Annotated in this window: 23 protein-coding genes and 1 pseudogene; 14 read left to right on the top strand and 10 right to left on the bottom strand. The window is 66.3% G+C overall.

Going from position 1 to position 24,201, the window contains the following annotated elements; translation table 11 throughout:
• Nucleotides 1-496 precede the first annotated feature (496 nt).
• Nucleotides 497-1,522, bottom strand: a complete 1,026-nt coding sequence (locus tag ACIBMZ_RS08825; RefSeq protein WP_396692009.1) for a transposase — start codon at nt 1,520-1,522, stop codon at nt 497-499.
• A gap of 159 nt (nt 1,523-1,681) precedes the next feature.
• On the opposite strand from ACIBMZ_RS08825, the gene ACIBMZ_RS08820 reads away from it, so the two are divergent.
• The gene (locus tag ACIBMZ_RS08820) at nt 1,682-4,126 is read left to right on the top strand and encodes a hypothetical protein (RefSeq protein WP_396692008.1); all 2,445 of its coding nucleotides are present in this window, start codon (nt 1,682-1,684) and stop codon (nt 4,124-4,126) included.
• Nucleotides 4,127-4,405: 279 nt separating this feature from the next.
• On the opposite strand, the pseudogene ACIBMZ_RS08815 reads toward ACIBMZ_RS08820, so the two are convergent.
• Both ACIBMZ_RS08815 and ACIBMZ_RS08810 read right to left on the bottom strand, forming a co-directional pair.
• Nucleotides 4,406-4,585 (bottom strand): annotated as a pseudogene (locus tag ACIBMZ_RS08815) (DUF397 domain-containing protein); the annotation flags it as partial.
• On the bottom strand, nt 4,578-5,444 hold the full coding sequence (locus ACIBMZ_RS08810; RefSeq protein ID WP_396692007.1) for a helix-turn-helix domain-containing protein: 867 nt from the start codon (nt 5,442-5,444) through the stop codon (nt 4,578-4,580). The gene ACIBMZ_RS08810 and the pseudogene ACIBMZ_RS08815, both read right to left, overlap by 8 nt.
• A gap of 447 nt (nt 5,445-5,891) precedes the next feature.
• Between ACIBMZ_RS08810 and ACIBMZ_RS08805 the strand changes: the two genes are divergently transcribed.
• Together ACIBMZ_RS08805 and murC are read left to right on the top strand one after the other, a co-directional pair.
• Nucleotides 5,892-6,368 carry a helix-turn-helix domain-containing protein gene (locus ACIBMZ_RS08805; protein WP_396692006.1) on the top strand — a complete coding sequence of 159 codons (477 nt, stop codon included), beginning with the start codon at nt 5,892-5,894 and terminating at the stop codon, nt 6,366-6,368.
• A 354-nt stretch (nt 6,369-6,722) separates the two neighbouring features.
• The gene (murC, locus tag ACIBMZ_RS08800) at nt 6,723-8,168 is read left to right on the top strand and encodes a UDP-N-acetylmuramate--L-alanine ligase (RefSeq protein WP_396692005.1); all 1,446 of its coding nucleotides are present in this window, start codon (nt 6,723-6,725) and stop codon (nt 8,166-8,168) included.
• Nucleotides 8,169-8,170: 2 nt separating this feature from the next.
• Here the strand turns inward: murC and murF are convergent, their stop codons facing one another.
• Nucleotides 8,171-9,568, bottom strand: a complete 1,398-nt coding sequence (gene murF, locus ACIBMZ_RS08795) for a UDP-N-acetylmuramoyl-tripeptide--D-alanyl-D-alanine ligase (protein WP_396692004.1) — start codon at nt 9,566-9,568, stop codon at nt 8,171-8,173.
• 843 nt (nt 9,569-10,411) lie between these two features.
• On the opposite strand from murF, the gene ACIBMZ_RS08790 reads away from it, so the two are divergent.
• The 3 genes from ACIBMZ_RS08790 (at nt 10,412) to ACIBMZ_RS08780 (ending at nt 12,826) form a co-directional block, all read left to right on the top strand.
• On the top strand, nt 10,412-10,555 hold the full coding sequence (locus ACIBMZ_RS08790) for a hypothetical protein (RefSeq protein WP_396692003.1): 144 nt from the start codon (nt 10,412-10,414) through the stop codon (nt 10,553-10,555).
• Nucleotides 10,542-11,369, top strand: coding sequence for a DUF2637 domain-containing protein (locus ACIBMZ_RS08785; RefSeq protein ID WP_396692002.1), 828 nt, complete (start codon nt 10,542-10,544; stop codon nt 11,367-11,369). Before ACIBMZ_RS08790 ends, ACIBMZ_RS08785 begins: the two co-directional genes overlap by 14 nt.
• Nucleotides 11,370-11,887: 518 nt before the next feature.
• Nucleotides 11,888-12,826 (top strand): replication-relaxation family protein, encoded by a 939-nt coding sequence (locus ACIBMZ_RS08780; protein WP_396692001.1) that lies wholly within the window; start codon nt 11,888-11,890, stop codon nt 12,824-12,826.
• A gap of 100 nt (nt 12,827-12,926) precedes the next feature.
• Here ACIBMZ_RS08780 and ACIBMZ_RS08775 read toward each other — a convergent pair whose 3' ends face one another.
• The gene (locus ACIBMZ_RS08775) at nt 12,927-13,274 is read right to left on the bottom strand and encodes a hypothetical protein (protein WP_396692000.1); all 348 of its coding nucleotides are present in this window, start codon (nt 13,272-13,274) and stop codon (nt 12,927-12,929) included.
• 308 nt (nt 13,275-13,582) lie between these two features.
• Between ACIBMZ_RS08775 and ACIBMZ_RS08770 the strand changes: the two genes are divergently transcribed.
• Nucleotides 13,583-13,720, top strand: a complete 138-nt coding sequence (locus ACIBMZ_RS08770; protein ID WP_396691999.1) for a hypothetical protein — start codon at nt 13,583-13,585, stop codon at nt 13,718-13,720.
• Nucleotides 13,721-13,805: 85 nt separating this feature from the next.
• The gene (locus tag ACIBMZ_RS08765) at nt 13,806-15,647 is read left to right on the top strand and encodes a recombinase family protein (protein ID WP_396691998.1); all 1,842 of its coding nucleotides are present in this window, start codon (nt 13,806-13,808) and stop codon (nt 15,645-15,647) included.
• On the opposite strand, the gene ACIBMZ_RS08760 is transcribed toward ACIBMZ_RS08765, so the two are convergent.
• Nucleotides 15,566-15,844 (bottom strand): GntR family transcriptional regulator, encoded by a 279-nt coding sequence (locus ACIBMZ_RS08760; protein ID WP_396691997.1) that lies wholly within the window; start codon nt 15,842-15,844, stop codon nt 15,566-15,568. The genes ACIBMZ_RS08765 and ACIBMZ_RS08760 overlap by 82 nt on opposite strands.
• Nucleotides 15,845-16,046: 202 nt before the next feature.
• Between ACIBMZ_RS08760 and ACIBMZ_RS08755 the strand changes: the two genes are divergently transcribed.
• Nucleotides 16,047-16,286 (top strand): hypothetical protein, encoded by a 240-nt coding sequence (locus ACIBMZ_RS08755; RefSeq protein WP_396691996.1) that lies wholly within the window; start codon nt 16,047-16,049, stop codon nt 16,284-16,286.
• Between the two features lie 34 nt (nt 16,287-16,320).
• On the opposite strand, the gene ACIBMZ_RS08750 is transcribed toward ACIBMZ_RS08755, so the two are convergent.
• Together ACIBMZ_RS08750 and ACIBMZ_RS08745 are read right to left on the bottom strand one after the other, a co-directional pair.
• Nucleotides 16,321-16,872: a hypothetical protein gene (locus ACIBMZ_RS08750; protein ID WP_396691995.1), complete on the bottom strand. Its 552-nt coding sequence runs from the start codon at nt 16,870-16,872 to the stop codon at nt 16,321-16,323.
• A 511-nt stretch (nt 16,873-17,383) separates the two neighbouring features.
• Nucleotides 17,384-18,367 (bottom strand): DUF4365 domain-containing protein, encoded by a 984-nt coding sequence (locus tag ACIBMZ_RS08745; RefSeq protein WP_396692706.1) that lies wholly within the window; start codon nt 18,365-18,367, stop codon nt 17,384-17,386.
• 642 nt (nt 18,368-19,009) lie between these two features.
• Between ACIBMZ_RS08745 and ACIBMZ_RS08740 the strand changes: the two genes are divergently transcribed.
• Nucleotides 19,010-19,471, top strand: a complete 462-nt coding sequence (locus ACIBMZ_RS08740) for a hypothetical protein (RefSeq protein WP_396691994.1) — start codon at nt 19,010-19,012, stop codon at nt 19,469-19,471.
• 248 nt (nt 19,472-19,719) lie between these two features.
• Here the strand turns inward: ACIBMZ_RS08740 and ACIBMZ_RS08735 are convergent, their stop codons facing one another.
• Together ACIBMZ_RS08735 and ACIBMZ_RS08730 are read right to left on the bottom strand one after the other, a co-directional pair.
• Complete coding sequence (locus ACIBMZ_RS08735; RefSeq protein WP_396691993.1) at nt 19,720-20,415, bottom strand: HAD family hydrolase; 696 nt, start codon at nt 20,413-20,415, stop codon at nt 19,720-19,722.
• The gene (locus tag ACIBMZ_RS08730) at nt 20,412-21,278 is read right to left on the bottom strand and encodes a GntR family transcriptional regulator (RefSeq protein ID WP_396691992.1); all 867 of its coding nucleotides are present in this window, start codon (nt 21,276-21,278) and stop codon (nt 20,412-20,414) included. The genes ACIBMZ_RS08735 and ACIBMZ_RS08730 overlap by 4 nt, the downstream gene beginning before the upstream one ends.
• 205 nt (nt 21,279-21,483) lie before the next feature.
• Here ACIBMZ_RS08730 and ACIBMZ_RS08725 point away from each other — a divergent pair, with 205 nt between their 5' ends.
• The 4 genes from ACIBMZ_RS08725 (at nt 21,484) to ACIBMZ_RS08710 (ending at nt 24,197) form a co-directional block, all read left to right on the top strand.
• Complete coding sequence (locus tag ACIBMZ_RS08725; RefSeq protein ID WP_396691991.1) at nt 21,484-21,807, top strand: hypothetical protein; 324 nt, start codon at nt 21,484-21,486, stop codon at nt 21,805-21,807.
• A 410-nt stretch (nt 21,808-22,217) separates the two neighbouring features.
• Nucleotides 22,218-22,493 (top strand): hypothetical protein, encoded by a 276-nt coding sequence (locus tag ACIBMZ_RS08720; protein ID WP_396691990.1) that lies wholly within the window; start codon nt 22,218-22,220, stop codon nt 22,491-22,493.
• On the top strand, nt 22,493-22,729 hold the full coding sequence (locus ACIBMZ_RS08715) for a hypothetical protein (RefSeq protein WP_396691989.1): 237 nt from the start codon (nt 22,493-22,495) through the stop codon (nt 22,727-22,729). Before ACIBMZ_RS08720 ends, ACIBMZ_RS08715 begins: the two co-directional genes overlap by 1 nt.
• A 379-nt stretch (nt 22,730-23,108) precedes the next feature.
• Nucleotides 23,109-24,197: an FtsK/SpoIIIE domain-containing protein gene (locus tag ACIBMZ_RS08710; RefSeq protein ID WP_396692704.1), complete on the top strand. Its 1,089-nt coding sequence runs from the start codon at nt 23,109-23,111 to the stop codon at nt 24,195-24,197.
• Nucleotides 24,198-24,201 lie beyond the last annotated feature (4 nt).

Here is a 24,201-nt window from a genome sequence, read left to right as displayed (position 1 = left end):
TACTGCCCAACACGCGGGTCGTCGGCTAGGCACTCCTCGAGAAGTCCAGACAGGTCCGCCGCATCGACTGGCCGCCCACCGTCCGAGCCGTGCAGGGCGAGCGACAACAGATGCCCAACCGACGGCCACCGGTGACGAACAGCAGGGCTCGCCCCCGCTGCGGTCAGCAACCGTAGAAGGCTGCCTCGGCTACGGGCTCCCACCCGCCGACGGAACGGCACTCGGCCTGCCGCTCCATTTCGCCTGCGGTCCGCCATCACGTCCCCGTCACGAATCTTCAACCTTGCTGCCCCGGCTGCGGACCTTACCAACGAGCGCCAGCTGGATGCCAGCGCCATACCCTTCGGGTGATCTCGGTCGGGGACCGTCGTCCGGCGGCTTCAGATGGAGTCCAAGTCGGCAGCCCACGTGTATCCCGCCGGGGTGAGGTCGGTGCGCCTACTCGGGACGATCTCAGCTCTTTCGGCTCGCACACGGCTGCCGTCTTGCAACACGATCAAACGGCTCCCGCCGCGTCGGCCGGGTCGACTGCGTGTATGGGCACGCCCGCAAGGATCAAAATGTCGGCCGGCCGTGACGGGTGCGGGCGGAAGACCCAACTCAGTTCCGTTGCCGCTGTCTCCGTCATCGGTACCTCCTCGCTGTCGGCTCCGCCTGAAAACTGGCTCTGGCACACATTCTGTGATTGATCTTGTTGATGGCTCACAAAGTAGTCAGGACGCGTTTGCGGAGGAGGTCGAGGGTTCGCGCGGCCATACATCTGTCGCTTGATCGTCTTGATGCGGCTGACCTGGCCTTCGACGGGGCCTGAGCTCCAGGGCTGGCTGAGGCCGGCGGCGACGGCGTCACGGTCGCTGGCCAGGCCGGCGGCGAAGCTGCGGATTTCGGGGTATCCGGCGTGGCGGGCGCGGTTGATCCAGGCGTCGAGGTGTTGCCCGGTGCCTTGGTGGCGGACCAGCGCGACGAACCCGCAGGCGAGGCCGGCGACGGTGTCGAGGTCCGGGCAGCGGCGGCGGGCGTCGGCGAGATCAGCGCGGTCGTCGTCGGTGTGTTTGTGGCCGGGTCGCATGATCCAGGCACTGACCCGCAGGTAGGAGTGGAACGGGGTGAGGACGCTGGGTCGGCTGCTGGCGTTCGGGCCAATCAACGCCTCGGCGGTGGTGGCGTGGGCGTACTTGCGTGCGTTCCCGCATGTCGACCAGCACGGTGTGGGCGAACCCCACCCGGCCCGCGCCGTCCCAGCCGCCGACTCCGGCGGCGTGACGCCAGCGGGCGTCGAACGTGAACCGGTCCACCGCCTCCCGGTCCGACAGCCCCTCGAGGCGTTGCAGCACATCACGGTGGCCACCACCGACGGCGACACCGACCGGCGACCCACCGCCGCGAACAGGTCGATGATCAACCCGTCCGGGAACAGCGTCTCCCGATGCCCATGCAGGAACGCGAAGATCGAGTTAGCTGGTAACGCCTCATCGCAGAACCGGTTCACCGGATCCAGCAGGTCCAACTGCTGTGAAGCCATACCCAACGCCACACCAACAAACTACCCAAAATAGATATAAAACGATGGCCCGGTCCGGCGCGGCAGCCGGCCCCTATGGAGCCGGCGGCCCGGCCGCCTACGGCGCCGCGTTCGGGTCTTCATGCACGGCTCTGTTGACCTCCCCGCGCTGTTCCCGTCATGCTCGCGGGTGACCTCGACGAAACGGACGATGGAGGCTGTGTGCCCCCTGTTATGCACCCGCGATACATCCCGAGCCTCCTCGATAAGTCGGTCATTAGCGGCACTCATGCTATCGACCGTTATTTCAGCCCTCCGCGCTTCGCGCGACTGGTCGATGGTGGCAGTTATTCGGACGCCGTCACGGCCGTTCGACAGACATGCTCGCGATGGGGCGGCACGACGGACATCCTGATTCCCATCCAGCAATCTGGCCAATTAACCGCAGACTGGGAGAAGTTCTTAAGCATCAGCCAGGTGGACGCCGTCCTCACTCGTGACGTAGTAGAAAGTTTTGAACCGTCCGTTCCGCTGGCGGATATTAGGGATGGCGAAAGACACCTTGGCGAACTGGTCATATCCATGCTCGCCAGGAGGCCCAAGGGGGTGAACAGGAGAATTCCATGCTTTGATCCGTCGATGGTTTCTGAGGATAATCCCTGGCACCTGGCATATGTAGGTTGCTTGGGTCTATTGCCGAGCAGTCCTAGTCCACAAGATCTGCAGCTCAGCAGCCTCGTGCCTGGTACCACTTTTGCGGACGTGTATGACATTGACACGGCCGTTCCTGAAAATATTGGGCCAGACGACTTAATCTCCCGGACGCAGGGCGTGTCTTCGACTACCAACCCAACGCATCTGGCGGCTCTTGGCTGGGGTGTTCAGCAGCCATCTCGTGGCGGAAATTTCAGTGGCGAGCCTTTGGTTCCAATGTCAAACATCGAAAGTCGCAGTTTCAACGAGAACGTGATCGTTGTATACACTCCTCAAGACGCAAGTGACCTCTGTCTTCTATGGAATCTTCGGGCGGCCTACGGTCACCTCGGATCTGTTCCAGCGGCACTTCCACTGACGGCCAGCATCTCTGAAGACATAAAGCGGCTTTTGCGTCCAGGCAACTTCTACAATCATGGCTTCCGGCGCCTCACAGTTGCACTCGTGAGTGCGAGTGTCTCCGAAGAGAAGCTACACGAGATCGCGGAGGCAACAGATGAACGATGCCGCGCAGCTCCAATGTCGTCCGTACTGCGTGTGGGATACCCGTTAACCCGGAACAGCGCGGAGATCGCAGTATTCGATAAGGGCTACACCCGCCTACCCGCTCTGACCTATCAAGACAAAACGGAGATCGCAGACCTCACCTCAGCGTTCGGGAAGGGCCAGTTTGAGAGTCGCTTCGTGCTCCGAGGCCGGAATCTTCCCATCGTTCCGTCGCTCAACGTAGGGGAACTCTTTGCAGACCGTGTCTCGCATGGCGGGGTCTATGCGAGGCGGACCACCGATAAACAGTTCCTCGATGTGGTATGGCCAAGCGGCTGGACCGTGCTGGCCGAGGCTGTCCGCGGCCTAGGGATGACCGCTACACAGAGCATCCCAGGGCATCTAGCTGCTGAGTTCCTCCACCAGATCGGGGGATGGGATGAGATGTTGCCAGTCTTGGATACAAAGATCATCGAATTGCTTTACGAGAAATCACAGAAAAGCGGCATGTCCTGGTTCAGGAATCGTGCAACGCAGATCTCTCGCGCAGTCTTCAAGGAAGATGCAGGCGGACGAGGAGCTGAGTTGGAGAGGCGAATCTCAGATCTCAGTATCGTTGCCCAGGCCGATGAAGAACTGAACGAGATAACCTTTCACCAGATTAGGGCGGCGATGACTGGATCTGCGCGAGCCGCCAAGGAGTGGATCCGCTGGGCGGAAGATCGACGGCTTGTGCATCGCGGTATCTCCATGCTCTGCCCAGAGTGCCGGAAGTCGGCGTGGATGCCTTTGGCGCAGGTGGCTCCGCCGGTCATCTGCCGACGATGCGGTGCGAGCGTGCAACGCCCTTACCCGTCCGACCGCATCGAGTTCAGATACCGATTGTCGGAACAGATGATTAGTCTCGTGGAGCACGACAGCCTACCGCATCTGTATGCAGCACGGTTTCTTCTAGAGATCCTTGGCTCCACGCGTGAGGCCAACACCGTTTACGGGGCATATCCAGGTGTTCTGATCCGAAAAGATGGAGAGGAAGCCGACGCCGATGTGTTGCTTCTTCTCGCAGATGGCTCGCTGATTCCAGGCGAGTGCAAGCGGACGTCGGCTGGACTCAAGGATTCAGACCTGCGAAAGCTCGAAAAGCTGACTAGCTGGCTTGGTTCCCCTTGGTCATTCGTTGCTACCTTGGACTCTGCAGAGGACTGCACTGAGATTTGGCGAAGCGCCGAACGAAGCGAGGGCGCGCCGCGCTATGTTCTGACCAAAGAACAGCTACTCTCTACACGTCCCGTGTGGATGCTGAATGGCAAGCCGCTGACATTCGGCGGCGATGAGGTGATCACCGGCGGTCCGACTGTGGCTGCAATACTCGGGGAGCGACCAGAGCAGGATCCAGGCCATCCGACTTTTCGGACTCGCGACTAGTGTCGCGTGTCCGAAGTGTTTGGACGTTAGCGTTTCAGTGCTCGATACCTCATGAGTAGTGCTGTTATCTTGTGTGGGTGAGCTTCGCCGTTGAGTTCGGTGAGGAGGTCGTCGGGGCAGAGTTGGTAGAGGTCTCCCATCATCGGCGGGCTTTGTTGTCCCAGACTCGGTATCCGCCGGGGACTCCGCGTGCCACGTATCGCCGTCGGCTCATGCCGTGTCCGTGGTGGCGGGGTAGGCAGCGGGGTTGCCGTCGGCTTTGGCAAGGATCCTTGGAGCCCTGGCGAAGCCGAGAAAAGCGGCCCATCGAGCAGGAGTGAAGACCAGCGCCGGCCCGTGCTGGTCTTTGCTATCTCGAACGGCGACGAGTCCTGGGATGTTGGCTGCGACTTCCACGCAGTTGCCCTGGGAGCTGCTGCGGCTGCTCTTCCGCCAAGTTGCGCCGGTCAGGTCAGTCATGATCCTCCTCCTTGATTTCTTGCATGAGTTTGCGGGACTCCTCAACACCCAGGGCTTGATGCATAAGGGTGTTCCACACCTCGGCGTAGGCTCGTACCTCTTCTAGGCGGTCGATGTAGAGGGCTCCGGAGAGTCCTTCGTTGTAGACGGTGGTCGGCTCTGCGGAGCGGGCGCCGTTCGTCGGGAAGTCCAGGATGACGAAGCTGCCAGCGATGGCTGCCTGGCTCAAGCTCTTGCTCAGTGGTAGGAGTCTGACGGACACGTTGGGTGCGGTGCTCGCCTCCACGAGTCGATCGATCTGCCCGGCCATGCCGGGCACGCTGGCATGTAGGAGCGCCTCTTCGATGATCACTTCCAAAGTGGGGGCGGCGGGCCGCTTTCGGACTAGCAGGCGTTGGCGCTCCGTCCGTAGACCGACGAGCTTGGCGACCTCTTCGTCGCTGACACCTGGTCGAGTTCGTGCCACCTCGGCGGCATAGTCGGGTGTCTGCAGCAGGCCGGGCACCAGGGCGTGTTCGTAGGTTCGTATCCGGTTGGCTGCGGACTCAAGTCCTACGTACAGCTCGAACCATCGAGGGATGACCTCTCCGTAGGCGTGGTACCAGCCTTTGCTTTTGGACTCCTTGGCGAGGCTGATGAGGACTTCGGTCATCTCCGGTGATGCCCCGTACAGGCGGCACATCTGGTCGACATCGAGCGCGCGCACGGGGGTCTGCCCTGATTCGATGCGGTACATCTTGGCGCGTGACCACTCAAGGTCAGAGGCCGCAGCTTCCAGGCCGATACCGGCTTGCTCCCGGGCTTGCCTCAGCAGCCGGCCAAGCTCCCGCCGTGGCACCGTCGATCCCGCTTCAGTCATCGGCACCATCCTCCCAGTCTCATGCTGATGCGTCGTTCGCCGTGCCGCGAGACGGCTGTTGCATCACCATCCGCTAGTCGCGTCTCAGTCTGAACGTCTCACTAAGAGTGTTGCAAGGTGTATTGATCCTGCCGGATCGTAGCTGGCAGCAAGGCTGATGCACGGACACCGAAGGTGACTTGGATGCCCCGATGGAAGTGGTTCCAGCGCAAGGACGAACCCGTGGACGTCGTCGAGCGCGGGGAGTTGAACCACCATGGCGAGCCTCTGCGGCGATGCCCGTCCGACCCCTTGATGGGCCGCCCCCATGACGCTGCTGGCTTACGACCACGCTCCGTCGACGCGGAGCGGCATGGAGTGAGCCGATCCGGCGGACAGCAGCAGGGCAGGCACCAGCACACCTGCCGGATTGGTAGCGGGTCGGTGGAGGTCTCGGGTGGGGGTGGCGTGGTCCGCGTCGTGGTGTTCGAGCAGGTTCCGACAGCGACTCGTTCGTCGGCGGAGTTGGTGACGCCGGAGGAGGTGGCGGACGCCCGCAGGCTGGCAGGGGATGGGCTGGCCGCGGCTCGACGGGCTGCCGGTGTGACTCAGGTGCGCCTGGCACGGATGGTGTCTTGGTCGCGCAGCACGGTGGCCAATGTGGAGATAGCCCGTCAGGCGGCGCCGATGGAGTTCTGGGCGGCCTGTGATGCGGCCTTGGACGGTGAAGGGGCCCTGCTGGCTGGGTGGGAGCGGCTGGAGGTGTTGTCGCGTCGCCTGCGGGAGCAGAAGGCGGTGGAGCTGTTCCGGCGGCGTTTGGCGCGGCGGCAGCTGAGCTGCGCGTGTGGTGATCATCTTCGCTCGCTCGCTGGACCTGGCGCGTCGTTGTCCCTCGAATGCGTGTCCGCTGCGCTTGTCGGAGCGGATGGGAGCGATCGTGGATGACGACGATGCGGCGCTGTTCCGGCCGAGGCATCGCCGGCATCGGTCACACCGGTTCCCAGGTGGTCGGCCCTGCATCTGTCCGGCCTGCCGAATGGAGCGAAAGCGGGAGCGGCAGCCTCCCAACCCTGCGGTGCGGCTCGACGACTTCCGCCGGCCTCCTGGCGTCAGTGTCGCGCCTCCCGACGCGGTGGATGGGCCGACGCAGATCGATTGGACCCGCGCGGCCGAGCTCGTGACCCGAGGCCAGCTCGGCCGCGCGCAAGGGATCGCACGAGTGGAAGGAGCTTGTCCCCTCTAGCACATCAGCTCATGGCAGCTACCTGTCAGCTCTCACATCGAAGGAGACACGGCACCATGACCGACACGATCACTGGTAATCCGACCATCGAGGCGTACTCCGGCCCGATCGACCTGTCCCGCCCCCACTTCGTGGGCGTCGGCGGTTCCGCGATGTCCGGTCTGGCTCGGCTGCTGGCTGAGCTGGGCCACCAGGTCAGCGGAAGCGACGTGCAGGACTCCGACAGGTTGGCGGCGCTGCGGACGGCCGGCGCCGTCGTGCGCTCGGAGCACGACGCCTCGCACATCGAGGGCGCGAGCTGCGTCGTCTACACCACCGTTGCGCGGAATACGCCGGAGGTGCGGGCGGCGCGCGCCGCCGGTGTCCCGGTGGTGCACCGGGCGCAGGTGCTCGACAAGCTGGCCGCCGGGCGGCGGCTGGTGGCGGTGTCCGGCTCGCACGGCAAGTCCACCACGGCAGGCATGCTCGCTCACGTCCTGCGCACCCTCGGGGAGGACCCGACTTGCCTGATCGGCGCCGACCTGACCGGGCCGGGCTCCGGCGCGCACCTCGGCCGGTCCCGGCTGCTGGTCGCAGAGGCCGACGAGTCGGACCGGTCGTTCCACTTCCTCACCCCGTCGATCGCGGTCGTCACCAACGTGACCGACGACCACCCGGAGAACTTCGTCAGCCACGCCGACGTGCTGCGCGCCTACGTCGGGTTCGGCTGCCGGATCGCGCCGGACGGGTTCCTGATCGTCAACGCCGACTGCGTGGGCGCGACGGTGGCCGCCCAGGTCATCGCCGACGAGCGGCCCGACCTGACGGTGCTGCGCTACGGCCGCGACCGCACGGCGGACGTGCGGCTGTTGGACGTGCACGCCGACGGCTGGTCGGCGTCGGCGACGGTGCGGATGCCCAACGGCACCGAGGTACGACTGACCCTGCCGACCCCGGCGACGCACCACCTGGACAACGCGGCGGCGGCCCTGGCGTGCGCGGTGGCCCTGGGCTTGGACCCCGCCGAGGCGGCCGGGGCGGCGTGCACCTTCGGCGGGGTGCGCCGCCGGTTCGAGCACATCGACACCCGCGCCGGAGTGACCGTGATCGACTCCTACGCCGACCACCCCAACGAGATTACCGCCGACCTGGACGCCGCGCGGACCCTGGCCCGGGGGCGGGTGTTCGTGGTGTTCCAGCCCTCCGGACACGCCCGCGTCCTGGCGTTCGGAGAGCGGATCGGCGGGGTTCTCGCGGACAAGGCCGATCACGTCCTGCTGCTCGACGTACACGGCACCGTGCTGGAGGGCCGTCCCTTGGCCGACCCCACCGCCATCAAGGCGCGGCTGCGCGACGGCGACTACTGCCTGCCCCTCGGACCCGACCACGCGGCCCGGGTGGTCGCGCGGCTGGCCGGACGCGGTGACGTGGTGCTGACGATGGGCACCGGTGACGTGACCGGTTACGGTGCCGCGATCCTGGACGCGCTGAGCAGCCGCTCCGAGGTCGCACTGTCGGCCTGACCCTACCGCTGGGCGATGACAGCGCCGGGTTCCTCGATCAGCTTATCCGCGAGCGCGAGGAGCCCGGCGCTGTTGGCTGCCTTGACCAACACGACATCCCCGGGCCGTAGCCCGTCGCGTAGCAACTCCCACGCCTCGGCCACGTTCGCCGCACGGTCCACCGTCGTGCCGTCGCCGGCGGCTCCGTCCGCGTACTGGGCGGCGTCGGCTCCGCCGATCGCCACGAGCCATCCGGCCCCGATCTCGGCTACCTGCTGCCCGATCTCCCGGTGCACCTGCGCGGCGTGCTCGCCCAGCTCCGCCATCTCGCCCAGCACCGCGACCGCCCGCCGGCCGTCCCCGGTCATCGTGTGCAGGGCGCGCAGCGCGGCGCGCATGGCGTCGGGGGCGGCGTTGTAGGCGTCGTTGATGACCGTCACGCCGTCGGCGCGGGTGGTGACCTGCATCCGGCCCGGTGACATCGCCTCGGCCTGGGACACCGCGTCGGCCACGGCCTCGATGGGGTGGCCGAGCCCGAGCGCGACGGTGGCGGCGGCCAGGGCGTTGGATGCCTGGTGCAGCCCGTAGAGACGCAACCGCACCTCGGCGGCCTGGCCGTCGTACGTCAGCCGGAAGCCGGCGCGGCCCAACTCGTCCACCGTCACGCCCTCGGCACGCACATCCGCCGGGCTGTCGATGCCGTAGGTCAGGACGCGGGCGCTGGTGCGGCTCGCCATGGCGGCCACCAACGCGTCGTCGGCGTTGAGCACCGCCAACCCGCCGCCGTGCGCGTCGGGCAGGGCTTCCACGATCTCGCCCTTGGCCTGGGCGATGTTCTCCACCGACCCGAACTCGCCAAGGTGCGCGTGCCCGACACGGGTCACGACGCTGATCGTGGGCGGGGCGATGCGGGTCAGGTAGGCCACGTGCCCGATGCCCCGCGCTCCCATCTCCAACACGAGATAGCGGGTGGCGGCGGTGGCGCGGGTGACCGTGTACGGCAGCCCAAGCTCGTTGTTGTTCGACGCTCGGTTGGCCACCGTCTCACCCCAGGTGGGGAGAACCTGGGCAAGGATGTCCTTGGTCGACGTCTTGCCCACCGACCCGGTCACCCCGATCACCGTGGTCTGCGGCAACCGATCCACCACCGCGCGGGCGAGCAGACCGTACGCGGCCGGAACGTCCTCGACGACCACCGCCGGCACTCCCACCGGCCGTGACGCCAGCGCCGCCGCCGCGCCGGCCTCGATCGCCTGGGCGGCGAAGTCGTGCCCGTCGACGCGCTCACCGGGCAACGCCACGAACATCCCGCCGGGCTGCACACGCCGGCTGTCGAACACCACCGGGGCCCTCACCGTCACCGCTCCGGGGGCGTCGTGGACGGCTCCGCCGACAACGGCCGCGATCTCCTGCAAGGTCATCGGAAGCACGAGATGAACTTACCGTGCGCAGTCAGCGGGCTGGGCGGGTCGCCGATGGGTGTAACCGGATGCATGGAGGGCTTCGGCAGACCTGCGCTGTCAGTCTCGTCGCCTTCGCGTGAGCATTCTCAGTTCCTTACCGAATGGCGAGATCGCCGTCCTGAGGAATGGGCGAAGTGGTGGGGAATTTCGCGCTGGCGGTGTGGACGCGGGAGCACTGCGGGTTGCTGGAGGTGACGTTCCTGGACTCGGCTGGACTGGCGGCTCGGTTCGGGTGTGGCGCCTGCTGGAATTCGGGGTTGACGTGGCAGGTGTGGCCGGGGCGTACTGGTTGTGCGTCCCCGTCCCGCTGGTTGGTGTGGTCGGTCATTGAGGGGCAGGCGTTCCCGGGTGTGGGGATGTCTGCTGTTGTTCGTGGCGGCGATGTCGGGGGCGCGGAGAGATGGGAGGACCCACATGAAGGTTCGGCTGTCGGCGAGTTGAGCCGCCGCTCCACCTCTGGCGCTCCGCGTGGCGCCCTCGGTGAGTCCTGGCCCCCTGCGGCTCGGCTGGCCTCTGTCCCTGTCCGTTGCTGAGCGCGGCCCGCTGTGCGGGTTGCGGCGATGCCTACTGTCCTCTTCCCCTGCCCTGCGTGGGCCTGGCTCGTTCGTTGATTCGTCCACAGTGACTTCACGGCCCCCGCGCGTGGATGGGGTGGCCCGCACTGCCGGAGGGCCATTCGGCGGGAGCGCGTCTGCCCGGAAGGTGGCTCGCGCGGTCGCGCTTTCGGCGTAGCCCAAGGCGTCTGCGGGTGGCCTTCATTCACCGCACTTCGAACCCCACAACCAACGATGGAGCTTCAACGTGATTTCGTTCGACATCAATCTGGCGGGGGTGGCGGCGGTGTCCGTCGCCTCTGCAATCGCGGTCCGTACTGGCCCGGCCGTTCTGGTCGAGGCCATGCGCGGGCTGTCCGTCGACGGGTGGTGGGCCGTTGGCGAGACCTGAGTATCGACCACATGACCCGCCGGGTGAGGGGCGGTCGGGGCGCGAGCGGCTGGAGAACTGGGTCCAGGTGCTGATCATGCTGTTGATCGGCGGTGCGGCGGGCGCGGCATCCTTCCGTCATGTTCATGACGTCGCCGCCGGGCACGGCCAGCCGGGTTGGCTGGCGTGGGCGGACGCGGTCGTCTTGGAGTTGACGTCGATCGCGGCGGGTCTGGAGTTGCGCCGCAACCGGCGGCTGGGCAAGAGCGTCGCGTTTCCCGCGACGGTGTTGACGGTGGCGGTGTTGCTGTCGCTGGCGGCTCAGGTGGTGGAGGCGGAGCCTTCGGTCATCGGCTGGATCGCCGCCGCGCTGCCCGCGCTCGGTTTCCTGGCGATGGTGAAGATCGCCCTCGGCCGCGCCGACCCCGCTCCGCCCACCCGGACCGTCCGGGCCGGATCGGGGCCAGTGCCGGCCACCGACGCCACTGTCCCGGACGCCTTCGAGCCGGTCCCGGGACCGCCTGCGCTGGTCCACGCCGGCGCGGTAGCGGTCCGGGACTCCACCACCGCGGTCACAGCCGCCGCAGACCAGCAGCCGACCGTCCCGGACCGGCGCGACGGTCACGTGCCGGTCCGGGACAGCGGACCGGAGGTCACGGCGCTGGTCCCGGCCGCCAAGGCCGCCGCCCGTGCCCTCACGGCCCAGGGGACGACGCTGTCCCGCACCGCCGTCGCCCGACAACTCCGCGCCGACGGCCATCACCTGTCCAACGCCACCGCCTCGGCGCTCGTCCGGGTCCTCCGCGCCGAGACCACCACGCCCCACCAGCCCTGACCGGATCTGTCACCACCACCTACCGCGTGACAGAACGTCCCGTCTTCTGTCAGACGAAGCGTCGCCGCCGATGACGGGCACCTTCAGGATGTCCGGGTCCGACAGAACCTGACCCCACCTAGCGGAGCGCGTCCGCGCTCCAGCAAGGAGTTCAGCGCCAGCCCCGGCTGTGGGCGGCGCGGCCCTGTCCCCGCAAGAACGACCGGTGCTCACCGGTCTCCGACTCGCATCCCGATCATGGAGTAGAAACGTGTCCACCGAGCTCAACGCCATCCGCCCACGCCGTCCACACTGCCACCGACCCGCGCCGGACGTTCTCGTAATCCGCCAGGACCGAGGGTGCGGTGTCGTCGGCGGTGCGGGGGTCGGTGTCGATCCCCGATCTACCGTCCGGCTTGACACCGACCCCCGAACCGACCCCCCGCCCCGACTGACAGCCCAGGTCAGCCCCGCTGTCACCGCTGCGGTCCTGCTCCAGGCAGACCCTCATCTCGGGGGTCTCTCCCCTGGGGGCGCGTATGCGTAGCCGCCTACCGGCTCCCGATCCGCTGCTGCGGCTGCAGGCCAGCATCACCGCCCGCGACGACCGCCTCCTCGGCTGGCTCTACGACCACGGCGTCCTGACCACCGACCAGATCGCCGCCGCCCTGTTCCCGTCACTGGACTTCGCCCAACGCCGGCTCCTGCGCCTGTCCACTCTGCGGGCGGTGGACCGGTTCCGGCCCAACCGCCCCGACGGCGGCTCGTACCCGTATCACTACGTCCTGGACCAGCTCGGCTACGACCACGTCCACGCCCAACGCGGGCTCGGACCGCCACGCCGGGACCAGGCCCGCCGTCGCAAACAGTCCCTCACCGCCCGGCCGGACCTGCCGCATCTGCTCGGCGGCAACCAGATCTTCATCGACCTCGCCGCCCACGCCCGCACCCGTACCGGCACGGTCCTGGACCGCTGGCAGCCCGCCTCCGCCTTCCACGATCCCGGCGTGTTCTACCGGCACGGTGGCAACCCCCAGATGATGGTCCACGGACCGACCGGGCTGCCCCGCCCGGACGGTGCCGGGGTGTGGACCGAGCACGGACGGTCCGTGCCCTTCTTCCTCGAATACGACACCGGCAGCGAACGCCTCGACATCCTCACCGCGAAGATCGCCAAGTACGAACGGCTGTACGCGATGAGCACCTGGGCGTGGCCGGTGCTGTTCCACCTGCCCTCCGCCCGCCGCGAGACGAACCTGCACCGCCGCCTCGCTGCCTTCCCGTCGGAGGCGGTCATCGCCACCACCACGGCCGAACTCCGCACCACCCTCGGCGTCAGCCCCGCCGAACCGGTGTGGCACCTCGCGGGCAGCACCATCGGCCGGAGACGACTGGTCGACCTGCCCTACACCGACACCCACCACGACACCCAGTTCCCCACACCCGGGCCCGCAGGGCCGAACCGACGGGCGCCTTGACAGCCAAGAGGACCGGCACGCTGGGCGGCGTGTTGCCCGAGCGGTTCGCCCACTGGCCGCATCGTCCCCCCGTCGATGGGCGCCTTGCGCCCACCAGCCGTCAGGCGGCTGCCAGCGGCACTGCCGACCGACCCGGCGCCGACGTTGGCCGAGTGAACCAGCCGAACGACGCGCCTCGCTGCCGGGCGGGCACAGGAGCACGGCCCCGCACCACTGCTGGCGTCGGCCGATCAGGCGCCGGGCGGCTCGCGCGGGCGAGGCTCATGGCGCGGCGGGCGTTGCGGGCGGCGGCGCACACACCCCGCTGCCCGACGCACTGCAAGTTCCTGCAGTCGCCCCGCGAGTCCGGCTGATGAGCGGCGACAACGTCGAGGGCGAGCCGCCACAGCAACGGATCGGTCACGTCGTCAGGGATGACAGCCAGGCAGCTGAGTCGTTCGCGGGGCATGGCAGACCCTTCCTCCGAGGAGACATCCGGTCGCGCCGCCCGCCTACCCGCCGACGGCACGGACACGATCGACGCCCACCTCTGCCGAAAGGTCAAGTCATCCCGGTAGCCCTGACACCGACCGCGTTGATTCCGCGCAGAAAGGACACCCATGAAAAAGGACTCCGACTCGAACTGGTCCGCATGCTTTTCGGAGGACAGTGGCGAAACCGCCCCACCACGAAAACGCCGTCGGGAGGTATCCTGACGAACCGCATCCCGGTGCCGCCACAACAAATGGTGGCGCAATCCCCGACCACACCCACACAATGCGAGATCCGATCCCGATGGTTATCGCGCGGATCGACACCGTACCCATGACCGCCGACGAACTCGACAACGCCGCCGAAGCCCTCGCCGTCCTACTCAACCATTTCCTCGACGAACACCCCGACCTGAACCTGTAAGCCACCCGGACCCGAACAAGCGCTGGCGGCCTGCCCCTGGCCGCCAGCGCACCAGCCCAGCGACCTCGAAGGACAACCGGCCACCATGCCCGACACGCCACCCCTCACCCCACCCCGCCGACGCGGCCGACGCGCTCACACCCCCACCCAGGCGCCGACCGGCCCACGCCGGGTGTGCGTCTACATCCGCCGCTCCACCGACGACGAACACCAACCCTTCTCCCTCGACGCCCAACGCGCCGCCTTGGAAAAATACGTCGCCTCTCAGCCCGGCTGGACCATCGTCGCCGAACACGAAGACGACGCCTCCGGCGCCACCACCGAACGCCCCGGCCTCAAGAAAGCACTCCACGCCGCGAAAGCCGGCCTCTACGACATCCTGCTCGTCTACCGACTCGACCGATTCAGCCGCAGCGTCGCCGACCTCCTCGACCTCATCACCATCCTCGAAGCATCAAACGTCCGATTCTCCTCCGCCACCGAACCCGTCGACACCGGCGGCCCCTTCGGCCGCATGATGCTCCAACTCCTCGCCGTCTTCGCCGAATTCGAACGCAACATCATCATCGACCGAGTAAAAAGTGGCATGACCGCGAAAGCCAGCAAAGGAAAATGGACCGGCGGCAACCGCCCCTACGGCTACCAACTCGACCCCGACCACCGCCTCGTCCCCCACCCCGACGAAGCACCCGTCCTCCGCGACATCTACCGCCTCTACACCCGCGACCGACACGGCACCCGCGCCATCGCCACCATCCTCAACGAACGCGGAGTCCCCAACCGCACCGGCAAGAAGTGGTCCGGACACACCATCAACCGGATCCTCGACAACCCCGCCTACGTCGGCGACATCGCCTACCGCGACGTCTACGTCCCCGACGCCCACGACCCCCTCATCGACCGGGCCACCTTCCAACGCGCCCAAGACATCGCCAACGCCCGAGGAGACACCCAAACTCAACGCGCCATGTCCGACTCGGACTACTACCTCACCGGCCTACTCACCTGCCCACAATGCGGACAGCGCTACATCGGCACCTCCGCCAACGGCCGCACCCGCCGCTACCGCTACTACACCTGCTTCACCCGCACCCGCTACGGCAAACACGCCACCTGCACCGCACCGAGGCTCCCCGCCGACGACCTCGACCACATGATCCTCAAAGCCCTGCACGACTTCTACACCACCGCCGAGCCCGTCCTCGCCGCCATGATCGAACGCGCCCACGCCCAACGCGACACCACCAGCGACGACCGACGCGCCGAACTCGACGCCACCGCCCACCAGATCACCACCACCGAGGCAGCCATCAACCGCTACCACACCGCCTTCGAAAACGGCACCATGGACGACGCCACCGCCGGACCCCGCATCCGCGAACTCCGCCAACGACTCGCGCAACTCCACACCCGGCACACCGAACTCGAAGCCGACCTCGCCGATCAACCCGAGCCGCCGGCACCCACCACGATCGCCATGATCCGCGACTACCTCACCACGATCATGGCCAGCGGCACCACCACCGAACGCAAAGCCGCCATCGAGACCCTCATCGCCGAAGTCCGACTCACCGACCAGGGCGTCGTACCCGTCTTCAAGATCCCCACCGACACGACGATGCCCCCGCCCAACCCGGACGGGGGCACTCACGATGAACAACCACCGGTTCGCACAATGGTGCGGTCGGTGGGCCGCCTGGGACTCGAACCCAGAACCCTTCTCGCGCTCCATGGATCATGGCGAATCGGGCGGATTGACTCTCTGGCCTGCGCGGGAGTCATCAGCGCCTCACGGCGTTTTACACCCGTTTTCGGGCTCAGTTGTGCCGGATCTGTGCCCGATGATCATGCGTCGGGCATCGACGGTTGTTCGCTCTCCGGCTTGACGAACGTTCCGCGCTGGGGCACCACGAACAGCACGCCTTGATCCACGAGCACGGCGATCGCGCGTCGGACGGTCGCGCGGGCAAGGCCGTACTCCTGGACAAGCTGGGCCTCGGACGGGATGGCCCGGTTGGGCTGCCAGTCACCGCGACGAATCCGGGCCGTCAGGATTCCCGCCAGTTGCCGGTAAGGCGGCAGCGGTGCGCCGTGGTCGATGTCGGCGTCCGGGTCGGGCTCCATGTTCTCGACGCTAGAAGTCTCGACACGAGCCGCTCCGACCTTCTACGTATCTAGACGTAGGTAGACCACGGTTGGTACGGTGCGGCCATCCCGCTGTGCTGGTCGTGGAGGACCCGAACTCGCCTCAGTGCGGCGGTACCCCCCTGCCCGGTTGGTCTCCCCCGTACCGACCGGGCAGGGCTCAGCGTCGAGGAGGTGCGGCTTGGCGAAGGTTCAGCCCCCGGTCGCTGGCCAGGAGTTTTGGATCACCCGTGACGCATCAGTGCAGTTCGCGAGCAAACGCTTCCTGTTTCGAGTGATCTCGGTGTGCCCCAAGCCCACCTACGACGGGTGGGCTTGGCTGACCGGGTACGTGCTGGACAAGCAGGGCAGCGCGACAGACAAGCGGGAGATCTTCGTGCAGGTGGCCGGTCTGCGCCCCGCCCGTCGCCTCGTCCGGTGACTCGGCGGCGAACGGTCCGCGTCCTGGACTCCTGCTACTGCTGACAGGCACTGGCGCGAACATGGCCACCGCACCATGCGTACGGAGCGACGGACCATACACGCCACCCGCCGCCATCACGGCGAGCCTCGAACCGCCACGGGTGCGAACTACCGTGCACCATGAGTCCGCCAACCTCGACCGACCGCCACACCGGGTAGACCTCGGTCACGACCATGGCGCGGTCATCGGCCTGGTCCTCAACGACAAACGACCTCGTGCTCACCTTCGAGACGTTCGGGGCAGTCCGGCTGATGTCGCGTCGGATACTGCGCCACTCAGCGACCAGCTCGTCACGGCGCTCCGGTGCCAGCACGGCGCGGAGCCCCAGCTCCTGGCCGGACGACACGGCGAGCATGAAGACGTTGGCAGCGGCGGCCGGTGTCGGCTGTCCCTGCTCCGCCTGACGTGTCTTCACCATCACCCACCCCGCTCCTGCGGCTGCGGCGGCCACCGGGGCAGCGGTGCACAGCACCAGGGCAGCGGCGAGCAGCAGCACCCATCGACGTGACCGGCGGCGCGCCTTCGTGCCCTCCCCCAAGGTCATCTCCGCACGATAGATCGACTAGTCGGCCTTCGTGTTACGGACCCCGACCCCGACGGACACCGCCACAGCGGCGCAGTTGACCCAACCTCGCCCGACACGATCCCGGCCCCTGGCGGCGCAGCCGGCCACCCACGGCCACCCCTCCCCCTCCCAGGTGAGCAGTTGCTCTCACCTCGCACGGCTACGGCGTCGGCTCCTGGGCGACCCGCATGCCCTCGACGCCACCGCCCCCATGCTTGGGGCTTGCCGGTCAACCCTGCGCGGCATTCTCGGACCTGCCTGCGGCGCACACGGGCAGCCTCCCCGCGTCCGGGCTGCCGCTCTGCCTCGCTGCCTGCCGGTTCCGTTCTTCCATGTCGCGCCGTGCGCCGGGGCGTGACCGGCCGCCAGGCCGCACGCGCGCCCCGGCGCGACACGGCGGCGGGCCGCAGGCCCGCCCTTGACCAAGTAAAGAAAGTCTGAACACACTAAGCTTCGGCCGAAGTCATTCGACAGCGGTCCATATTCGGCGTCAAGAAAGAAGTGGATCGCGTAGCCGCCGGGTATGCGCCTTCGCGATGGCCTCTATGGCGTCGAGTCGCCTCGCTTCGAGCAGTCGCGGCTTCAGGATGAGATCGAAGCTAGACCAAACGAGCGCGTGAGAGTTTGATGCTGCGATCATGATTAGGTCAGCCGCAGCGTTATCGCCGTTCAGTTCGAAGAATAAATGCGAGAGTGCGACCAGTGCGTCGGCGGCAAGGGCGGAGCATCCCTGAGGGCCGCTGTAAATTCCCTTTTGAAGGTGGAGGGTCGCGCTTCTCATATCACCTGGCAGTACTGCCCGAATCTCTGATTGTGTAAAAGTCAGTGATACTGCCATTTCACCCGGCTCCGCGAGCCGTATCCAGCCGCAGCTCTCAGTGAATTTTCGGAGCTTTTTCGTGGTGCTAGCCACGGAGTGCCCATCGACATTCTCGCCGTCCACGCGAATTGGCATCGGGCTGTGGCGAAGGGCGCCAGTGCGGGCGGCTCGAAAGAACTGCAACTGCTCAGAGAGCTTGTCGACGGATTCGAGCGTGAGTTGGTGGGCAACGCCATAGTGGAAGGTTACGGTCTTGGGTCCAGGTGTACAGATGTCCGTGCAGAGCCCGGAATGGTTCTTGTGGTGCCAATCGTAGCTGTGCGCCCATCGCGCATAGAACTGACTTGCTGGAACGCTATAGGTCGCGACCATCAAAGGGTAATCTAGCTTCTGCCAATACCTGAGACTGCTAGTCTCAATTCCAGGTTTGCTAAGTCGTCCTTTGCGAGGAGCTTTGTCGATGCTCTTTAGCTGAACCCCGAATAGTATGCCTGTCGCCTGACCGTCCTCAAACAGCTCGACTTCCAAATCTCTGCCGTAGTCGGGCGTCACGGGTCGCAAGACCCACCTGTCGTCACTGAAGAGTGCCGCAAAAGCCTTCTCTGATCTCTGCGCGTTGACGTGGGCCGGGGGGCGTTGAGGTAGACCTGGCATCGGGGGCTCTCTAGTCGCAGGGTGCTCCACCCTGTCCTGATATCCGAGTCAGGCTACACATTGGATGCGACAGTGTGAGAAGTTTCTGTACGGGATCAAGGCGGCCCGCTTCGAGGCCGTTCGCGCCGCCAAACCAGAGCCGGCCCGCCGCCGTGCCTCTGGCCTTCGGCCGCCAGCGTGTCGGTTCCAGCCCCGCAGGCGGCGCGACATGCGACGAAGCCCCGGACCGCCATGGTCGATGGCAGTTCCGGGGCTTCATGTTGGGGAGTCACAAGAGCAGTGCCTCCGGCGGGGCGCTCGGGCGCTCTGGGATTGGATGGCGCCATCCCGACAACCTCCGTCCGGGCAGAGCCGAGTGGGTAGGGCCTGCCTGTTCAGGGTGGAGCAGCGGCTGAACGACCTTGACCAGGCAGGCCCCACCCACTCCACAGGTGTGCGGACGAAGGCCGACGGGGTGGCAAGGGTCGCACAGGCGGAGCGGTGACGGTTTGTCGATCAGCCTTGTGTGAGCTTGCGACCATTGCCGATGTGAATGATTTTTGGAGTGGGGCGGCTAGCGCACTTATCGGGGCCGCTGTAGGTGGCGTTGCTAGCTGGGCAGCTGCCACTGTGCAGGTAAGAGGCGCGATTCGAGTCGCAAAGATGCAGGTTCAGGACAGCTTGGAAGCGCAGCGAGTCCTGCGTCGAGAAGAGCTGAAGCGCGAGGCAGTAAACGCCTATTACCACCTTACCGATAAGCAGCATCAGGCGCTCTACGAGTTGGTGGAGCTACACGGACACGGTCCACTGCCCGACGGTTCTTGCCCCGATCCTGTTCGCCTGCCTGGCATGGATGAGCTAATCGAGGAGAGTGACCGAGTCAAACGCGCCTACCGTGCGTTCTTGCCATCAGATCCAGCGCATGAATTAGAGTATGTTGAGGATGCTATGTGGGATACGACGTGCGATGTTCCCCGGTTCAACCCCACCATACTAGGCAAGCCGAACGGAACTCGCTGCCACTGGGCGAGGGCTCTTGAGGGGGCGCTCGCTAAGCTCGACTACGTAGCCGTGTGCCTCAAAAATGAACTCGAAGGGAGGCCCTACCCAGAAAAGCTGCGCTGAGGAGCAGCGCCGAACAGGCGAGATCTCCGACCGGGAGCCTGGCGTCGGAGCGGTGCGAGCCGACCTGCGGTGACGTCGAAGATGCCAAGAGTTGCTCTTGCGTGGTCGAACGGGAAATGGCGGCGATTAACGCTGATCGGCAACGCTAAGTGTGATTGCAGGTCAGCAGGGTAGCCGTCAGGTTGATCGTATATCAAACGACCAGCGCACTTGACCTGTCGAGCCCGCAGGCCGACGCCATGTTGAAGTCAGGTACTAAACTTGCTGACTAACACCTGAGCGAGCTCCCGCATCCTGGTGACTACTACGTCCGCTCGGGCTGCCCGAAACTGCTCAGCCTTGGCCGAACGGTTCGCGTACCCGATTACCCGCACTCCGGCCGCGCGCGCCCCGTCGATGTCCGTGAGGGAGTCGCCAACCAGTACGCACCGGCTTGGCGACTCCCCTATCGCCTGCACGGCTTGCAGAATCGGTGCTGGGTTGGGCTTCATTCGCGCCGGGTCGGCGTATGCCCGGCCGACAACTGGCGAGACATGGACGGCAAGGCGGTGAGCTACCAGGTAAGCGCTTACGGCACCGGCAGAGTTGTTGCTGACTACCGCCACGGGCAGCCCGGCCTGCCGGGACGCCACGATGACTTCCCGGCCGTACGGGGTCGGCTCGGCGGTCTCGACGGCCTGGCGCTCGGCTGCACACAGTGCGTCCTCTACTGCTCGCGTCGCGCTCTGGTTGCCGGTGGCACCAGTTCGGCGTAGCACTTCAAGCGGGTCCGGTTCGCTGACGAGGTCTGGCGGCACGTCGACGCCTTGACGATGGAGCACGTCGATCAGTTCCGCAGCTACCCGTGGCGCTGGGTAGCCAGCGAAGACACTGCACACCGGTCCGTCGAAATCGAGTAGCACGGCACCGACTTCGTCAAACAGCCGGCCAAGGTCGGCGCTCATGTGTCGTACCGGTACGCGATGGTCGACCACACCGAGTCGAACCACTGGCGGGACGCTTCCACGAACTGCGTGCCGTGGGATGCGTCGTCGTCGGTCACGGCGTAGTGGAACAGCGGCACGTCCTTGCCCATCAGGTCGTAGATCGCCATTGGCTCACCCTTGATCGAGACGGTTCGCTCAACGGCCGGATAGAAGCCATAGAAGACCTCTTCCCCGTTGAGGATGTAGAGCTTGAACAGCGGAGCCGCCCGGTGCATCCGCACCTCGACGGTGGTCGAACGAATGAGGCCGAGGTCGCCCAGCTCGGTCACCTGGTCGATGATGCCGTCTGCTGCACGGCGGGTGATGCGCTCTGCGCGTTCGCGTACGGCCGGATCGTCGGCTTGTGTCTCGGCTCGTGCGGGCAGGGCCATCGGTACGGTCATGTCAGAGATCAGGACGCGCACGGCGATCGTCTCCGGTGCAAGCTGCCCGACGCGCACCTTGTCGAGCGTTTCGGCGAGTGCGTCCCGCAACGTCTCCCCTGAGAACCCGGCGAAGTCGATGCTGACGTGAACACGCGCGAACGCGGCTTCGATGTGCGGGCGTAGCTCAACGGCTCTCTGAGTCTGGGCACGGACGAACGCGCCGCTTCCCTGTCGAGACACGATCAACCGTTCCGTCCGGAGCAGGTCGAGCGCCCGCTTGACGGTTTCCCGTGCCACGCCGTACCGCGCTGCCAGCTCGGGCTGTGACGGCAGCTTGTCACCGGGTGCGAGTCGGCGCGTGAGGATGGCCGCTCGCAGCTTGTTCGCGATCTGCTGCGACGCCTGTCTTGGGTCGTCGGGATCTAGCTGACCAAGGAAATCAAGGTTCTCGCTCACAGCATCACAGTAGCCCTGACTAGCCAAGCAAGGAAACTTCTGCATGCAACCTTGACTTGGCTAGCCAGGAACGCCTACCTTCAAGGAGCTTCACCTGACTAGCCAGGCAGGGCAAGACGACCCGGCTTCGAGTTCAGGCGGAAGCGGCCTTGTTGGCGTCGACGCTGACGCGAGTTGATGTAGCGAGATCGAGGGAGATCAAGAGATGCGGAACATTCCGGTGAACCTGGCTGGCTTCAAGCTGCGCGTGGTGGAGGAGCCTGCGATCAAGACGGACATGGAGGGCAGGGTGCTGACGGCTTACGGGACGGATGAGCCGCTGTACGTCATGGGGGTGTTCGCCAAGCCGGTCGCGACGGAGGACGGCCACCGGGGCAAGGGTGAGGAACTGAAGGTGACGCTGTCGGTGAACCCGCAGGGGGTCGAGGAGGGGGACCTGGTCGAGCTGATCGGGGCCACGGTGTCGCACTGGGAGCGCGACGGCCGGTCGGGCCTGACGTGGAAGGCGCAGGGCGTCAAGCCGCTCTGATCGAAGGCTTTTCGCCCCGCCCCTTTTAGGTGGGCGACCCGTTCGAGTCGGGTTGGGGCACGTTCGTTCGGGGACGGGGCCTGTGCTGGATTCCTCCCGGGCGTCTTGTTCATTGAGAATTCCACAGTGGATAGATTCTTGCCTAAAACAGGTTTGATAACGCTATTCGGGTTTCAGGAGGGAGGTGCTGTGTCGGACTTCGAGTTGATCCTTATCGGTTTGCTGCTGTTGTCGATTTCCATCAACGTCGGCTTGATTCGCCGCGAGACGCGTCGGTGGCGTCGCGTGTGGCGTCTTACCGGTCGGGAGTAGCCCCGCCGGTGGCTTCTATCCGCTCCCTGGGGCGCGTGTTCCGGGAGCGGGTGGTGTCCACCGATCGGGTGGGTTTCCGACGTCGGGAAGGGGCTGGGATGGATTTGGTGCCGGAGGTCGTGAAGTCGTTGACCGGCCGGGCGAGGTATGAAGCTTTGGTGGGCAACGTTCATGGTCTGGCGATGCTGCTGGAGGGTGTGAACAGCCTGATCAAGGCGTGTGAGCCACCTCCGGGGACGCTCTACCAGTTCGCGGCCCGGATCGAGGACCTGGAGGACGCGCACAGGCAGGCCGTGGAGACGCTTCGCGCGTTTCATGTGCGGGTCAAGACGTACGAGGCGGATCTGATCGCTAAGCCGTGGAAGGTGACCTGATGTCGTACCGGATCAGTGACACCTACGACGCTATCGATCAGGGAATGCGGCTGCTGCGGCGGTCGATGAAAGGAATGCCGGAGCGGTACCGCTACATGAAGCACTACGACGAGTTGCGGCGGCAGGTGGCGGTGCTGCTGATCCTCCTTGAAGAGGCCACGCCGTGGATGGAGGAGACCGACAAGGCGAAGAAGGCGACGGCGCTCGCGAAGAGGTTGCGCGACACGGTCCGCTGACAACTGTTCGATGGAAAGGCCCGGGTTGGTGAATCCGATCCGGGCCTTTCTTGTCCCCAAAAGCAGGCAGAAGAGATCTCAATCGAATTGTCGAAGGTGGGTGTGGGAGATGGGTAAGCGCGTTCAGGGTTGGGAATGGCGGGTGGCGGGTTGGGCTGCTCGGCACCCGGGGTTCGTGGCGACTCCGGCGGCTGCGGCCGTGTCGCTGGTGGAGTTCGGGCCGGTGGGCACCGGTGGTGTGGTCGCGGGTGCGGTGGCGGCCGGTGTGGGTTGGTACCGGGGTCACCCGGATTCGTGGTCGCGGTGGGCGGCTCCCCGGTTGCGGGCGGTGCGTCGCCGGTGGCTGTCGCGGGCCTACCTCGGGCCGTGGTGGAGCCGGGTGACCGAGGCGTGCAACCTGGTGACGGTTCACCGGTCCACGGGTGTGATCAACGTGCCTCGGATCATCCGGGTCCGGTCGCATTCCCCGTCCACGGAGACGGTGTACGTGCGGCTGTTGCTCGGGCAGACGCCGAAGATGTGGGAGGAAGCCGCTGACGCCCTGGCCGTCGCGCTCGGGGCGGAGCGGGTGGGTGTCGAGCGGGTGCGTCCGCAGGTGATCGCGTTGGTGGTGCAGCGGTCGGAGCCGTTCACTGAGCCGATCATCCCGCCGGACCTGCTGGCCGACTCGGATGCGGTGGACCTGTCGCGGGTGTACCTGGGTGAGACCGAGCACGGTACCGACTGGTCCGCGCCGCTGATCGGGCAACACTGGCTTGTCGGTGGGGCCACCGGTTCGGGAAAGAACTCGGTGACGTGGATGGCGTTGCGGGCGTGCGCGCCGCTGATCCGTGACGGCCTGGTGCGCCTGCACGTGGTCAACCCCAAGGGCACCGAACTCAACGCCCTGCGGCCGGTGTCGCACCGGTACGCCGAGACCGACGGCGACATCGTGGAGGTCATCCAGGGTTTCTGGGCCACGATGCGCGACCGTAAGCAGGTCTTGGCGGAGCAGGGACGGCGCACGTTCGCCCTGTCACGCGAGACCCCGCTGGACGTCCTGGTCGTCGACGAGCTGGGCGCGGTGACCGGGTACGGGGATCGGTCCCTGACCAAGGGTGCTCAGGCGGCGTTGCCGCTGATCCTGTCGCAGGCGCGGGCGCTGGGCGGCAGCGTGATCGGTGCGCTCCAGGAACCCACCAAGGACGTGCTTCCGCAGCGTGATCTGTTCTCCCTGCGGGTGTGCCTGCGGACCACCTCGGCCGGACACGTCGACATGGTTCTCGGTGAGGACATGCGGCGTCGGGGCGCGCTGGCTGACGAGATCCCGAACGTGCCGGAGTCGGCCGGGATCGGCTTCGTGGTCAAGCAGCGTTCCCGTACCCCGGTGCGCGTCCGGGCGGCGTACTGCGATGACGCCGACATTGCCGAGCTGGTGCGAGTCGCGGGCTGGCCCGTCTCCGAGCTGACCACGGCAGGGAAGCGGTGACCGT

Source organism: Micromonospora sp. NPDC049900 (genome assembly GCF_044461025.1).
In the GTDB taxonomy this organism is placed as follows: Bacteria; Actinomycetota; Actinomycetes; order Mycobacteriales; family Micromonosporaceae; genus Micromonospora.
Note: the sequence above shows the minus strand (reverse complement) of the source record. Positions and strands in the feature narration are given on the sequence as shown.